11 protein-coding genes and 1 tRNA gene are annotated in these 13,821 nt (G+C 68.0%); 2 read left to right on the forward strand and 10 right to left on the reverse strand.

Annotated elements, in window-relative coordinates; translation table 11 throughout:
• Nucleotides 1-4: 4 nt before the first annotated feature.
• From ACWEVR_RS27850 to ACWEVR_RS27885, 8 genes are all read right to left on the reverse strand, one after another.
• Nucleotides 5-424 carry a CBS domain-containing protein gene (locus ACWEVR_RS27850; protein WP_067495164.1) on the reverse strand — a complete coding sequence of 140 codons (420 nt, stop codon included), beginning with the start codon at nt 422-424 and terminating at the stop codon, nt 5-7.
• A 65-nt stretch (nt 425-489) separates the two neighbouring features.
• Nucleotides 490-2,379, reverse strand: coding sequence for a Stk1 family PASTA domain-containing Ser/Thr kinase (gene pknB, locus ACWEVR_RS27855; protein ID WP_452469335.1), 1,890 nt, complete (start codon nt 2,377-2,379; stop codon nt 490-492).
• Nucleotides 2,376-3,866: a serine/threonine-protein kinase gene (locus tag ACWEVR_RS27860; protein ID WP_452469336.1), complete on the reverse strand. Its 1,491-nt coding sequence runs from the start codon at nt 3,864-3,866 to the stop codon at nt 2,376-2,378. Before ACWEVR_RS27860 ends, pknB begins: the two co-directional genes overlap by 4 nt.
• A 37-nt stretch (nt 3,867-3,903) precedes the next feature.
• Nucleotides 3,904-5,367, reverse strand: a complete 1,464-nt coding sequence (locus ACWEVR_RS27865; RefSeq protein ID WP_067495172.1) for a peptidoglycan D,D-transpeptidase FtsI family protein — start codon at nt 5,365-5,367, stop codon at nt 3,904-3,906.
• Nucleotides 5,364-6,836: an FtsW/RodA/SpoVE family cell cycle protein gene (locus tag ACWEVR_RS27870; protein WP_067495175.1), complete on the reverse strand. Its 1,473-nt coding sequence runs from the start codon at nt 6,834-6,836 to the stop codon at nt 5,364-5,366. The genes ACWEVR_RS27865 and ACWEVR_RS27870 overlap by 4 nt, the downstream gene beginning before the upstream one ends.
• On the reverse strand, nt 6,836-8,278 hold the full coding sequence (locus ACWEVR_RS27875) for a PP2C family protein-serine/threonine phosphatase (protein WP_067495178.1): 1,443 nt from the start codon (nt 8,276-8,278) through the stop codon (nt 6,836-6,838). The genes ACWEVR_RS27870 and ACWEVR_RS27875 overlap by 1 nt, the downstream gene beginning before the upstream one ends.
• Complete coding sequence (locus tag ACWEVR_RS27880; RefSeq protein ID WP_067495180.1) at nt 8,275-8,751, reverse strand: FHA domain-containing protein FhaB/FipA; 477 nt, start codon at nt 8,749-8,751, stop codon at nt 8,275-8,277. The genes ACWEVR_RS27875 and ACWEVR_RS27880 overlap by 4 nt, the downstream gene beginning before the upstream one ends.
• A gap of 165 nt (nt 8,752-8,916) precedes the next feature.
• Nucleotides 8,917-10,305 (reverse strand): FhaA domain-containing protein, encoded by a 1,389-nt coding sequence (locus ACWEVR_RS27885; RefSeq protein ID WP_452469337.1) that lies wholly within the window; start codon nt 10,303-10,305, stop codon nt 8,917-8,919.
• Nucleotides 10,306-10,523: 218 nt separating this feature from the next.
• Between ACWEVR_RS27885 and ACWEVR_RS27890 the strand changes: the two genes are divergently transcribed.
• A tRNA-Leu gene (locus ACWEVR_RS27890) sits at nt 10,524-10,606 on the forward strand.
• 57 nt (nt 10,607-10,663) lie between these two features.
• Here ACWEVR_RS27890 and ACWEVR_RS27895 read toward each other — a convergent pair.
• On the reverse strand, nt 10,664-11,302 hold the full coding sequence (locus ACWEVR_RS27895; RefSeq protein WP_452469338.1) for a class I SAM-dependent methyltransferase: 639 nt from the start codon (nt 11,300-11,302) through the stop codon (nt 10,664-10,666).
• 701 nt (nt 11,303-12,003) lie between these two features.
• Complete coding sequence (locus tag ACWEVR_RS27900; protein WP_452469339.1) at nt 12,004-13,029, reverse strand: stage II sporulation protein M; 1,026 nt, start codon at nt 13,027-13,029, stop codon at nt 12,004-12,006.
• An 18-nt stretch (nt 13,030-13,047) separates the two neighbouring features.
• On the opposite strand from ACWEVR_RS27900, the gene ACWEVR_RS27905 reads away from it, so the two are divergent.
• Nucleotides 13,048-13,794, forward strand: coding sequence for an RDD family protein (locus ACWEVR_RS27905; protein ID WP_452469340.1), 747 nt, complete (start codon nt 13,048-13,050; stop codon nt 13,792-13,794).
• Nucleotides 13,795-13,821 lie beyond the last annotated feature (27 nt).

A 13,821-nucleotide genomic window follows, 5' to 3' on the forward strand; every position in this document is an offset into this window, starting at 1 on the left:
GGAGTCAGGGCCGCCCGTAGATGGCGGTGACGAACTCGCCGAGCTGATTGTCGTCCAGGTGGCGAGCCAGATCGGCCTCGCTGATCATGCCGACCAGCCGCTTGTTCTCGATCACCGGCATCCGCTTCACCCGATGGTCTTCCATCTGGTCGAGCACGTCTTCCACGTCGGCGTCCGCGCTGATCCAGCGCGGCGTCGCCTCGCACAGTTCGGCCGCGGTCGTCAGTTCGGGTGACAGGCCGCGCGCGATGCACTTCACGACGATGTCGCGGTCGGTGATGATGCCGCACATGCGTTCGTTGTCGTCGGCGACTACGAGCGAGCCGACACCGAGATCGGCCATCGCCGCCGCGGCCGTGGCCACGGTGTCGTCGCGGGTGATCCACTGAGCGCCGGGCTTCATGATGTCCCTGGCTGTGGTCATGGGCTACCTCCTCGTTCAGCAGTGCTGGGTGGGATGGAGCTAGCCCAAGTCTAGGCCCGTGGGCCTCACCGTGGAATGGGTGAGGCCCCTACCTGCAGGATCACGTTTCCGCTCATCGTCACCGAGGTGCCCGCGGGCGGGTTCTGCCCCACGACCTTGCCCGAGGCACTGCCGTCGAGGGTGATGACCGTCGTCTGGCTGAGCTGACCGGTCCAGCCCTGCGCGCGCAACTTCTCCTGGGCCTGGGTGGGGGTCAGCCCGGTCAGGTCCGGAACGGTGATGCGGTCGCCGAGGGACACCTGCACGGTGATGGTCGAACCCTTCTCCGCGTTGCTGCCGCCCGCCGGGCTCGTGGAGAGCACCTGGCCCTTCGGCTGGGGCGAGAGCACCTCCTTGACCTCCACCTTGAATCCGGCGCTCACGGTGAGATTCGGTTCGGCGACGGAGATGTCCTGGCCGACCACGTCGGGTACCCGGACCTGTTCGGGCCCGCTGCCGATGACGACGACGATCGGCTGCTCGATGTCGATGCGCACGCCAGCGGTCGGTTCCTGCCCGATCACCCGGTCGGTGTCGGCGACGCTGGAGGCACGCCGTTGCACGTTCGGGTCCATCTGCAGCCCGGTCGAATTCAGCGCCTGCTCGGCCTCGGCCTGGGTCATCCCGAGAATGCGCGGCACAGCGACCTGCGCGGGTCCGGTCGACACCTGCAGGGTGACGGTGCTGCCCTCGTCGATGCGCGACCCGCCGAGCGGCTGGGTGGCGATCACATTGCCCGGCGCGACCTTGCCGTCCGGTTTCTGCTGCACGGCCACGCTGAAACCGGCCTTGACGAGCTCGGATTCGGCCTGCTGCGCGGTCTTGCCGGACAGGTCCGGCACCGCGACCTGGTCGGGCTTGCTGCCCGGACCGATCAGCACCCAGAACATGCCGAACGCGACGGCGAGCGCCGCGGCGACGCCGAGCGCGATCAAACCGGTGCGATTGCCCTGCTCGGCGGGCGGGCCGACGGCGGGGTGTTCGGAGGTGTCGTCGCGGTCGTGGAACCGGCGCGGCGCCGGCTCGTCGTAGCCGGCGTAGTCCTCGTCGTTCATGACCATCGGCGCGCTGGGCTTCTGCCCGCCGAGCACCCGGATCAGATCGGCGCGCATCTCCGCGGCTGTCTGGTAGCGGTTGGCCGGGTTCTTGGCCATCGCCTTGAGGATCACCGAATCGAGCTCGCGCGGCACGCCCGGATTCACCGACGACGGCAGCGGCGGGTCTTCCTTCACATGCTGATACGCGACCGCGACCGGCGAATCACCGGTGAAAGGTGGCTGGCCGGTGAGGATTTCGAACAGCACACAGCCGACCGAGTACACGTCCGAGCGCGCGTCGACGGTCTCGCCGCGCGCCTGCTCGGGGGAAAGGTATTGCGCCGTACCGATCACGGCGGCGGTCTGGGTCATCGGGTTGGAGCTGTCGGCGATCGCGCGCGCGATGCCGAAGTCCATCACCTTCACCGCGCCCGCACGGTTGATCATGATGTTGGCGGGCTTCATGTCCCGGTGGACGATGCCCGCCTTGTGGCTGAAGTCGAGTGCGGCGCAGACATCGGCGACGATCTCCATCGCCTTGCGCGGCGCCAGCGGACCCTTGCCGCGCACGATGTCGCGCAGGGTGTCGCCCTCCACGTATTCCATGACGATGTAGGGCAGCGGCCCGTCGTCGACGGTGGCCTCGCCGGTGTCGTAGACCGCGACGATGGCCGGGTGGTTCAGCGCGGCCGCGTTCTGCGCCTCGCGCTTGAAGCGCAGGTAGAACGTTGGGTCGCGGGCCAGGTCGGCGCGCAGCACCTTGATCGCGACGTCGCGCGAGAGGCGCACGTCGCGGGCCTTGTGCACCTCCGACATGCCGCCGAACCCGATGATCTCGCCCAGCTCGTACCGCGAGGAGAGATTCTTCGGGGTGGTCATTGCTGTCCTATGTTCGGGCCTACGGCGTTGTTGTCCTCATTCGGAAATGGTAGATCCAAGGTGGGGATACGCGGCTTGTCCCGGGTGGTGGTCGCCGACGCCGGTTTGGTGGTGGTCGGTGCGGGTTTGGTCGTCTTGGGGACGGTGGTCGTCGGTTCCGGTTTGGTCGTCGTCGGTTCCGGCGTGGTGGTCGGCGGTTCCGTGGTCGTCGTCGGTTCCGGCGTGGTCGTCGTCGGGCGGTCGGGTTGCGTCGGCGCGGGTTCCTCGGAGGTGACCGGCGGCGGCAGCGGACGGGTGGTCGTCACCGGCGGCGCAACCGGCGCGGTGGTCTGCACGGTGGTTGTGGTCGGGCCGGTGTCGCGGTTGGGTTCGCCGCCGAACAGCAGCCAGATCACGCCACCGCCGAGCAGCAGCGCACCCACACCGAGCGCGATCAGCCATTTCTGGTTGTTCTTGGCATCGCTGGTCGCGGCGACGGCGGCGGGCGCGGCGGCCTGCGTGGCCGGACCCGCGTATCCGCCGGTCGGCGGCTGGTTACCGAAACGCATGGTCGCGCCGTCGTAGTCGGCGGCCGGGATCACGGTGGTCGGGCCGGGCGGCAGCACTCGGGTCGCCCCGGTCATCGACGCGGCGGCACCACCGGGCACGGGCGGCATGTGCCCGGCGCGCACGGCGGCCACGGCATCGGCGAACTCGCCACCGCTGCGGTAGCGCTGCGCCGGATCCTTGGCCATGGTGATCGCGATCAGCTCGTGCACATTGGCGGGCAGATCGGCGGGCAGCGGCGGCGGCGCGTCGCGCACATGCTTCATGGCGACGGTGATCGCGCCCTCACCGGTGAACGGGCGGACGCCTGCCAGCGCCTCGTACCCGACCACACCGAGGGAGTACACGTCGGAGGCGGCGGTGGCGTCCTCGCCGACGGCCTGTTCGGGCGCGATGTACTGGGCGGTGCCCATCACCATGCCGGTCTTGGTCACCGGGGAGGCGTCGACGGCCTTGGCGATGCCGAAGTCGGTGATCTTCACCTGACCGGTCGGCGTCACCAGGATGTTGCCCGGCTTCACGTCGCGGTGCACCACACCCGCGGCGTGGGCCACCTCGAGTGCGCGTCCGGTCTGCTCGAGCATGTCGAGGCCCTGGATCACCGAGAGCCTGCCCATGCGGTTGAGCACGGCGTTGAGCGGTTCGCCCTGCACCAGCTCCATCACCAGGTAGGCGGTTTCGCCGCCGGACGGGTCGGTGGTCTCGCCGTAGTCGTAGATGCCCGCGATCCCCGGCGCGTTGAGCTGCGCGGTGGTGCGTGCTTCGACCCGGAACCGCTGACGGAACGTGGGGTCGGCGGAGAACTCGGTCTTGAGGACCTTGACCGCCACCCGGCGGTCGAGCCGGGTGTCCATCGCTTCCCACACCTGACCCATACCGCCGGTGGCGATGAGCCGTTGCAGGCGGTAGCGGTCGGCGATCATGGCGCCGTTGTTCAGCATCGGGGCCCCCGTGTTGTCACTCGCACACTCATTTCGTTCAGCCCCCTGCCAGGCCTGCGTCCAGTACCGACCTGGCGATCGGTGCGGCCACCGAGCCGCCGGTCGCCGCCAGCGCCCGGTCGCCGCCGTTCTCGACGATCACCGCGATGGCGATCTTCGGGTTCTGCGCGGGCGCGAAGGCCATATACCAGGCATGCGGCGGGGTGTTACGGGGATTGCTGCCGTGTTCGGCCGTGCCGGTCTTGGACGCGATCTGGTACGGCGACCGGCCGCCGCCCGCGGTGTTGGCTTCGGAGGCGATCATCAGGTTCACCAGGCTCGACGCTACCTGTGGACTCACGGCCTGGCCCACCGAGAAGGGCTCGGTCACACTCAGCTCCGACAGGTCGGGAGCCTGCGTCTGGTCCACCAGGTAGGGCTGCATCCGGGAGCCGCCGTTGGCGATGGTCGCGGCGATCACGGCGACGTCGAGCGGGGTCACCGCGACATCGCGCTGACCGATGCTGCTCTGGCCGAGAGCCGCGTTGTCGGGGATCGGCCCGACCGTCGACTCGGCGACCGGGATCGGGACACCGCGGTGCGGGCCGATCCCGAAGGCCGCGGCCTGGTCCTTGAGCTCGGCGGCGCCGACCTTCATCCCCAGTTCGACGAACGCGGTGTTGCAGGACCGCCGGAAGGCCTCGGTGAGCGAGGCGGTCGGCTGGTCACCGCAGGTGGCGCCGTTGTAGTTCTCCAGCGTGGTCCTGGTGCCGGGCAAGGTGATGTTGGGGGCGGCGGTGAACTGGTCGTCCACGCTCACGCCGTTGGCCAGCGCGGCGGCGGTGACCACGGCCTTGAAGGTGGAACCGGGCGGATAGGTCTGGGAGACCGCGCGATTGAGCATCGGCTGGGATGGGTCGTTCTTGAGCCGGTCCCAGGCCGCCCGTCCGGCCGCACCGTCGTGGCCCGACAGTTCGTTGGGGTCGTAGCTCGGGGTGGAGACCATCGTCAGGATCTTGCCGGTGCTCGGCTCGATCGCCACCACCGAACCGGTGTAGCCCTTGGCCGTCATCTCGTCGTAGGCCACCTGCTGCATCACCGGGTTCAAGGTGGTGATCACATTGGCGCCGCGCGGGTCGCGACCGGAGAACATGTCGACGAGCCTGCGCCCGAACAGGCTCGAGTCGTTGCCCGAGAGCAACGGGTCCTCGGCCAGCTCGATCCCGGTCTTGCCGTACTGCATCGAGTAGAACCCGGTGACGGGCGCGTAAGCGGGTGGGCTGCTCGGGTATTGGCGCAGGTACTTGTACCGGTCGTCGGTGGCCACCGACCCGGCGAGCACGGTGCCGCCCGCCGAGATCTGGCCGCGCTGGCGCGAGTACTCGTCGAGCAGCACGCGCACGTTGCGCGGGTCGGCGCGCAGGTCGTCGGCCTTGACCACCTGCAGATAGGTGGCGTTCACCAGGAGCGCGACGACCATCACCATCACGGCGACGGCGACCCGGCGTAGTGGAGTGTTCATGCGCTCGCCCTGCCTTCCGACCTGCGCAACAACTCGGTCGACGCCTCGGCGATCGGCGCCGGTGCGCGTTTGCGGGTCGGCGCGGGCGCGCGGGCGGCGTCGGAGATCTTGATCAGCAACCCGAGCAGCGCGTAGTTGGCCAGCAGCGAGGAACCACCGTAGGAGATGAACGGCGTGGTCAGACCCGTCAGCGGGATCAGCTTGGTGACGCCGCCGACCACCACGAAGATCTGGATGGCGATGGTGAACGACAGGCCCGCCGCGAGCAGCTTGCCGAAACTGTCGCGCACGGCGAGCGCGGTGCGCAGCCCACGCACGATGAAGATCAGGAACAGCATCAGCACGGCGGCCAGGCCGATCAGGCCGAGTTCCTCACCGATGGTGGTGACGATGAAGTCGGTCTTGGCGAACGGCACCTGCTGCGGACGCCCGCTGCCAAGACCCGTCCCCGCCAGGCCGCCGGTGGCGAAACCGAACAGCGACTGCGAGATCTGGTAGCCGGTGTTGTGATAGTCGTCGAACGGGTGCAGCCAGGTGTCGACGCGCACCCGCACATGCCCGAAAAGCTGGTAGGCGAACACGAAGCCGAGCGCGAGCAGGCCGCCGCCGATGAGCAACCAGCCCACCCGCTCGGTCGCGATGTAGAGCATCACCAGCACCGTGCCGAAGATCAGCAGCGAGGTGCCGAGGTCCTTTTCGAGCACGAGCACACCGATGCACACGACCCACACGATCAGCACCGGACCGAGGTCGCGCGGACGCGGGAACTCCATGCCGAGAAAATGCTTGCCCGCGGCGGTGAACAGGTCACGCTGGGCGACGAGCACACCCGCGAAGAAGATGATGAGCAGGATCTTGGCGAATTCGCCCGGCTGCACACTGAATCCGGGGAGCTTGATCCAGATCTTGGCGCCGTTGACTTCGGAGAACCGGCTCGGCAACAGTGCCGGAATCGCCAACGCGATCAGTCCGACCAGGCCTAGTGTGTAGGTGTAGCGCGCCAGCGTGCGGTAGTCACGCAACACGATGAGCAGGCTGATGAACACCACGATGCCGAGGCCGGTCCACATGATCTGCTGGTTGGCGTCCGGGGACGGGATGGGGCTCGAGTCGTATGCCGCCTGCTGCGCGTCGGCGAGGTCGAGGCGGTGGATCAGGACGAGACCGAGACCGTTGAGCAGCGCCACGATCGGTAGCAGTAGTGGGTCGGCGAACGGCGCGAACCGGCGAACCGCCAGATGCGCCACCCCGAACAGCGCGAGGAACGCCACGCCGTACTTGGCGATGTCCCAGGTGATCGACTGTTCCTGGCTCGCCTCGACGATGAACAACGACACCGTCGTGATACCCGCCGCGCCCGCCAGCAGCAACAGCTCCTGATTCCGCCGCGTCGAGGGCGGCGGTGCGGGCGCGAATCCGCCTGGGGGACTCGGGAAAGCCCCCGCCGACGGTGGTGCCGGTGCGGACATCAGTCCGTCACCCGGCAGTTCTCCCCTGAGATCTGCGGGGAAGGTGTCGGGGCGGGCGTAGTGGTCGGGGCAGGCGTCGGTGTCGCCGTGGCGGGCTGGTCACCGGGGCCGGGCGCGGGCGCCGGGGTGGCAGGGGGAACCTCGGTGGGCAGCACACCCGGCTGCGGCACCGATTCCTTCTTGGGGCACGGGTCGAGGACCTCGCCGGTGAGCCGGCGCATGCTCTCGCGGGCCTGGGCAAGCGAATCCGGCGGCAGGCTGCGCTCCACCTGGTCGCGGCCGGTCTGCTTGAGATCGCTGACCATCAGCTTCTTGCAGCCGTTGGGGGCGGTGGCGCCGACCTCGAGGAGCGTGATCTCGTTCTTGCTGTTCACGCAGGCGGTGAGTTCCACATCGTGGATGGCGTAGCCGAGGATCGAACCGGGCAGGCCGCGCATCACGACCACCTGATCGTTGTCGGCGCCCACGTAGTAGTTGCTGCGAATCATCTTGTAGCCCACCACGAGTCCCACCGCGACGGCCACGATCAAGGCCACCGACAGCAGCAGCCAGCGCAGCTTGTGCGACTTGGTCTCGGGCGGCGGGGGAGCGGCGGCGGCCCGGCGTGGCTGGGCGCGCGGCGGACGCATGGCGGCGGCGCGGCCGGCCGCGGTGTTCGGCGGCGGCGCGTCTTCCTCCTCCTCGGTGGAGGCGGCACCGGCGACGATCGGATGACTCTGCCCGTAGTCGAGGTCGATCACATCGGCGACGACAACGGTGACGTTGTCGGGACCACCTGAGCGCAAAGCCAATTCGATGAGCCGGTCGGCGCACTCGTCGGTATTGCCCTCGCGCATGGTGTTGCCGATGGTCTCGTCGCTCACCACGTCGGAGAGTCCGTCGGAGCACAGCAGATACCGGTCACCGGCGCGGGCTTCGCGCATGATGAGCGTCGGCTCGATCTCGTTGCCGGTGAGGGCACGCATGATGAGCGATCGCTGCGGGTGGGTGTGCGCCTGCTCGGGCGTGATCCTGCCCTCGTCGACCAGCGACTGCACGAAGGTGTCGTCGCGGGTGATCTGGGTGAGTTCGCCGTCGCGCAGCATGTAGGCGCGCGAGTCGCCGATGTGCACCATGCCGAGCTTGCGGCCCGCGAACAGGATGGCGGTGAGCGTGGTGCCCATGCCGTCGAGTTCGGGTTCGGCCTCGACGTGGTCGGCGATGGCGGCGTTGCCGGAACGGGTGGCGCGGTCGAGCTTGCCGAGGATGTCCTCGCCGGGTTCGTCGTCGTCGAGATGCGCCAGCGCGGCGATCATCAACTGGGAGGCGACTTCACCGGCGGCGTGTCCACCCATCCCGTCGGCGAGGGCCAGCAGGCGAGCGCCCGCGTAGACCGAATCCTCGTTGTTGCCCCGGACGAGTCCGCGGTCGCTTCGCGCGGTGTAGCGCAGAACAAGTGTCACGATCGCAGCTCGATCACTGTTTTGCCGACCCGGACAGGAGTGCCGAGCGGAACACGGACGGCGGTGGTGACTTTCGCGCGGTCGAGATACGTGCCGTTGGTGGAACCGAGGTCTTCCACGTACCAGTCGTCACCACGCTGAGACAGTCGCGCGTGCCTGGTCGAGGCGTAGTCGTCGGTGAGTACCAGCGTCGAATCGTCGGCGCGGCCGATGAGAACCGGCTGCGTGCCGAGTGTGATCCGAGTGCCGGCTAGTGAACCATGAGTCACCACTAGATACTTGGCGCCCTTCTGGCCTCGGCTCAGGGATGGCAGACCGATGGAACCACGCGCTCCGCGTGCGGCCCTCGGCTGTATCCGGATGCCGGATGCCGCGTAGATATCGCTGCGCAAGGTCCGCAGAACGGCCCAGACGAACAACCAGAGCAGCAGCAGGAACCCCGCGCGGGTCAATTGCAGGATCAGTCCCTGCACGGCGTTCCACCTCCTGTTCGCCCGGGTACGTCGGTGCGGCAGGGGACGAAGTGACCCCCACCAGCGTGCTGGCTTGCGGGCCCCGAGGTCGGGGCCGTGCGTGTGATGGCAGCATCATAGGGCCGACGGCGTCGACACGTGACCTGCACCGCGCAGCTTACGGGATCAGACGATCCTGATCAGGATCTCGGAATGTCCGGCCCGGATGACGTCACCGTCGGCGAGCTGCCAGTCCTGTACCGGCGAGCCGTTGACCAGCGTGCCGTTGGTGGAACCCAGGTCGGAGAGCATGGCGGTCTGGCCGTCCCAGCGGACCTCGATGTGGCGGCGCGACACACCGGTGTCGGGCAGCCGGAAGTGTGCGTCCTGGCCGCGGCCGATGATGTTGGAACCCTCACGCAGCTGGTAGGTGCGGCCGCTGCCGTCGTCGAGCTGCAGCGTGGCCGAGTAGCTGGACTGGGCCGGGGCACCGTAACCACCCGCGGGCTGGCCGTAACCGGGTTGCGGCTGGGCGTAACCACCCTGCTGGCCGTAACCGGCCGGCTCCTCGTAAGCGGGCTCGGCGTAACCGGCCGCCTGGGCGCCGTAACCGGAGGACTGACCGTAGCCGGGCTCGGCGTAACCGTTCTGGCCGTAGCCGCCCTGCTGGTCGTAACCCGGTTCGGCGTAACCCTGCTGGCCGTACCCGCCCTGCTGGCCGTAGGCCTGCTGCGGATCGGCGTAACCCTGCTGGCCGTACCCGCCCTGCTGGTCGTAGCCCGGTTCGGCGTAACCGGGCTGGCCGTACCCACCCTGCTGGCTGTAGGCCTGCTGGCCGTACCCGCCCTGCTGGTCGTAACCGGGTTCGGCATAGCCCTGCTGACCGTATCCCGGCTGACCGTATCCCGGCTGCGGGGCCTGGTCGTACCCGTTGTGGTACTCGCCGCCCTGCTGGCCGTAGGCGGGGTCGTAGCCGGGCTGGTCGGGCGCGCCGTAGCCACCGCGGCCGTAGTCGTCGGCAGGCGGATAGGGAGCCCCAGGCGCGGCGGGCGGCGGTGCGTACCCGCGGTTGCGTGGATCGGACTCCGCGGGCTCTCGGCTTGGCTCGTAGCCTGAGTTGTGCGTCATGGGGCCAGCTCCTGGTTGCGGGTGTGCGGGTCGTTGTGGCGGTCCGGGGCGAGGTGGGACGGTCCCGCGACCGGCGTCGGGGTCGACGCGGCCGCTCGCTCTGAACATTCCGGTGTGCAGCGTAGGTGATGCCTCGAACGCCACGTGCACTTCGCCGTAGGTCTGCCAGCCCTGCTCGCGGATGTAATCCTGCAGATGTTTGGCGAACGCCTTGGTCGTCAGGTCGTGATCTGCGTCGAGTTTCCCGAAATCTGATTCGTTGATCGTGATCACATAACTGTTGGGTGCGAGCTGATGCCCGCCCTCCAGTTCCTGGATCCGATCTGCGGCTTCGCGCTGCAGCGCGGCCTCTACCTCCTGGGGAACGACGCTGCCGCCGAACACCCTCGCGAACACGTCACCGACGGCGCTCTGTAAGCGACGTTCGAATCTCGACACGATGCCCATCACAGCCCTCCCTTCGGTGCGCGTGTCCGTCCTGTCGGAGTGCCCTTTACGGCGTGTCCGAACCCGACCACGTTCCTTGCATGATATCCACGATCCTCCTACCAGGTAACTCCCGGCGCGGCGCCCCGGTTCCCGAGCCGATCACGTCCGCATCACCGCAGGTCGGGGGCCCGATTTTATTTTCAGCCGGAGGGCATGTTAGATTTTTCGAGTCGCTCGGGCGAGTGGCGGAATGGCAGACGCGCTGGCTTCAGGTGCCAGTGTCCGTAAGGACGTGGGGGTTCAAGTCCCCCTTCGCCCACAGAGAGCAAAAGGCTCGATCCCACGGGATCGGGCCTTTTGTCGTTTTCGGCGACGCTCACCCCTTGCGCGCGACGAGTAGATGGAAGGGGAAGGGCGGGCCGGGCAGGGTGCGCTGTTCGACCGTGAAGCCGACGCCGGTGAGCGCACCCATTACCTCGGCCACCGGGCGCAGCGTGAATCCATAAGGGGTGAAAGGCATCCGGGCCATACCGTCCGGATCGCCGATACCGATCACGGCGGTGCCGCCGGGCCGGAGCACGCGGTCGAGTTCGGCGCACGCGGCGGGCAGGTCGTCGAGGAAGTAGATGGTGTTCACCGTGATCGCCGCGTCCAGGCTCGCGTCGGGCAGCGGCAGGGCGGCGAGAGTGCCCTCGGCGAGCACGAGCCGGTCCTCGGCCACCTCCATGGCATAGGTGCCACGAGCGCGGGCGAGCATGTCGGGCGAGGGTTCGATGCCGTGCACCACGCCGTCCGGGCCCACTCGCTCCAGCAGCATCGCCAGCCCGGCGCCGCCACCGAAACCGATATCGGCCACATCCGCGCCCGCGGCGGGGGCGGCGCCGTCGACGGCACCCACGATGGCGCGTTTGTTCCCCCGATTGAGGAGCAAGGCCACCACCTTGCCGAGTGGCCCGTGCGGATTACCGAGCTGGCCGGCAACGATGGTGAGAAAACGGTCCTTGACCCCGGTCATCTCGTCATCGTAGGGCTTCGGCATTCCGGGGCGGTGAGGCGAAGATCACAGCGCGGTAATCCGGCCGTCTTCCAGCTGTTTCACTGCCCGTCTCGCGCCGTTCGGGAGGCTCTGCGCAACTTGTCAGCCGCGCAGTAAGTAGCTGTATGGCAGGTGATTCGACCTGATTGCTAGTTGTTGATCATGTTTGCAGCCTTGTAAACAAACTTAAGGTTTCTTTTAAGGCCTCGAGTATCGCGCAAACCGAAATCCGGTTGCCGTTGTCGCAGGTTATCGGCTATGCGCGGGGCGCGGTCGTGGGTGTGGGCAATGGGCAGCAATATTCCCTGGACCGCCCCTTCGAACGCGTGGGACCGATGGTCCCAGGTTTGCCGAAGGTGAATTCCCGGTGTGTGCAATTGCGGTCCCGGCGACGCGCCAGGAGTTAGCTGTAGCTGTGGAGAGCGCACGCTTCACACGTCTTCGCAGACCCGCACTCGATACCCCTAACCTGCGCGTTGGGGGTTGCATGGGCATAACGATTGTGTACAGTTAACGGCAACGCTGGCCGCAGCTCGAGCTCGACTCGCTGCGGCCAGCGGAACTCAAATCGGGGGAGTTCACCAACTCGTAACCTCACGTAGCTGTCGATTGCCCAGTGGGCTCACAGCCGAGGTGTGCTCGGAGTTGCCTGCCGCACAAATGCACGTGCAGATGCGTGATCACACCCGCGTGGGAGCTTTCGGCAGCCATCGCAGGGTCGGATCGGGCATGGCCGCGGGCAGCGCGGAAGCGGTGTCCTGTTCCTCGGCGACCCGGCGGCCCACCACGAATACATAGGCGAGGAACAGTCCCTCGGCCAGGAAGCCCAGGGCGATGCGCACGGGCGCGGGCAGGCCGCTCGGCGTCACGAAGCCTTCGAGCAATCCACACACCAGCAGCACCGCCACGAGACCGAGTGCGACAGTGGCAGTCGCCCTGCCCTGCCGGGCCATCGCCGCAGCCCGGCTCGACCGACCGGGATCGACCAGCGTCCAGCCGAGCTTCAAGCCGACGCCGCCCGCCACGAACAGCGCTGTGAGCTCGAGCGTTCCGTGCGGAAGGATGAAACCGAAGAACGAGTCGAGCCGGCCGGCGTCGGCCATCAATCCACCGGTTATCCCCAGATTCAGCGCGTTCATGAACAGGGCATACACAGCCGGGAGGATCAGCACGCCGGTGAACAAGGCGATCGCCGAGACCCAGGAATTGTGGGTCCACACCTTGGCGGCGAAGGCGTCGTTGGGGTGTTCGGAATAGTAGGTCTCGAACGAACCCCCAGGTCCGGTGATGATCGAGTGGTCGCCCTCGGGAATCCCCAGGGCTTCGCGGGCGCCCGCCGAGTTGTCCACAAGCACCGCGATCACCGTGCTGACGAGCAGGAAGATCGCGGTTGTCCCCAACCACCACGGCCACGCTCTGTACACAGCCGCCGGAAAGCCCCTGGTGAAGAATCTGCCCATCTCGCGCCACGGCTGTGCGCGCGCCGCGAGCACGCGCCCACGCGCGCGGGCGAGCAGCGCGCTGAGCCCGGCGAGCACCTCGGGATCGGCCCGATGGCTCTGCAGCTTGGCCAGCTGCTGGGACGCCGAGCGGTACAGGGCGATCAGTTCGTCGGCCTCGGCCCCGGTGAGCCTGCGCTGACGGACCAGCTGATCCAGCCGATACCACGACCGTTGACGCGCCCAGCTGTAGGCATCGGTGTCCATATCGGGAATGCTAGCCACATGGCCGAATTCACCACCGGCGAAGCGGTGGCGCTCGAACTTCCCATCGCGCGTATCCCCAGCCGTGCGGGCGCTTTCCTGATCGACCTGATGCTGCAGCTGACGCTGGCCTTCGGCCTGTTCTACGCCGGGATGCTGATGCTGCTGTGGAGCGGCGCCGACGATGCGTGGATGTCGGTGCTCGCGGTGGTCACCATCGTGACCGTGCTGGTCGGCTACCCGGTGTGCAGTGAAACCCTCACGCGCGGGCGGTCCCTGGGGAAGATGGCGTTCGGGCTGCGGGTAGTTCGCGCCGATGCGGGCCCGGCGGATTTCCGGCATGCGCTCACCCGTGGACTGGCGGGGGCGATCGTCGACTTCTGGATGCTCGGTGGCTTCGGCGCGGTCGCGGTGATCACCTCGCTGTGCTCACGCGAGGGCAGGCGCGTGGGTGACGTGCTCGCGGGCACGGTGGTTGTGCACACCCGTCAGCAGCTTCCCCGGCCCGCTCTGGCGGCCGCACCACCGTGGCTCACCGGCTGGGCGGCGCAGCTCGACCCGACCGGCCTGTCCGACGACCTCGCGACGGCCGCCCGGCAGTACCTCACCAGGCTGCGCACCCTCACCCCGGCCGCCCAGCACCACCTGGGGACGAAGCTGGCCGAGTCGATGTGCGCGGCGGTCCGCACCCAGGTGCCCGCCGGTTATCCCCCGTATCACGTGATCGGCGCGATTCTGTCTCGGCGCCAGCAGCTTTCGCTGCGCTGAGAAGTTGTGCACAGGCTCGCCCTGTGG

It is taken from the genome of Nocardia sp. NPDC003979 (assembly GCF_053605015.1).

Bases quoted from the DNA above. Each gene is read 5' to 3' on its own strand.
- ACWEVR_RS27850 (WP_067495164.1), bottom strand. From the start codon at position 424: ATGACCACAGCCAGGGACATCATGAAGCCCGGCGCTCAGTGGATCACC.
- pknB (WP_452469335.1), bottom strand. From the start codon at position 2,379: ATGACCACCCCGAAGAATCTCTCCTCGCGGTACGAGCTGGGCGAGATC.
- ACWEVR_RS27860 (WP_452469336.1), bottom strand. From the start codon at position 3,866: ATGCTGAACAACGGCGCCATGATCGCCGACCGCTACCGCCTGCAACGG.
- ACWEVR_RS27865 (WP_067495172.1), bottom strand. From the start codon at position 5,367: ATGAACACTCCACTACGCCGGGTCGCCGTCGCCGTGATGGTGATGGTC.
- ACWEVR_RS27870 (WP_067495175.1), bottom strand. From the start codon at position 6,836: ATGTCCGCACCGGCACCACCGTCGGCGGGGGCTTTCCCGAGTCCCCCA.
- ACWEVR_RS27885 (WP_452469337.1), bottom strand. From the start codon at position 10,305: ATGGGCATCGTGTCGAGATTCGAACGTCGCTTACAGAGCGCCGTCGGT.
- ACWEVR_RS27895 (WP_452469338.1), bottom strand. From the start codon at position 11,302: ATGACCGGGGTCAAGGACCGTTTTCTCACCATCGTTGCCGGCCAGCTC.
- ACWEVR_RS27900 (WP_452469339.1), bottom strand. From the start codon at position 13,029: ATGGACACCGATGCCTACAGCTGGGCGCGTCAACGGTCGTGGTATCGG.
- ACWEVR_RS27905 (WP_452469340.1), top strand. From the start codon at position 13,048: ATGGCCGAATTCACCACCGGCGAAGCGGTGGCGCTCGAACTTCCCATC.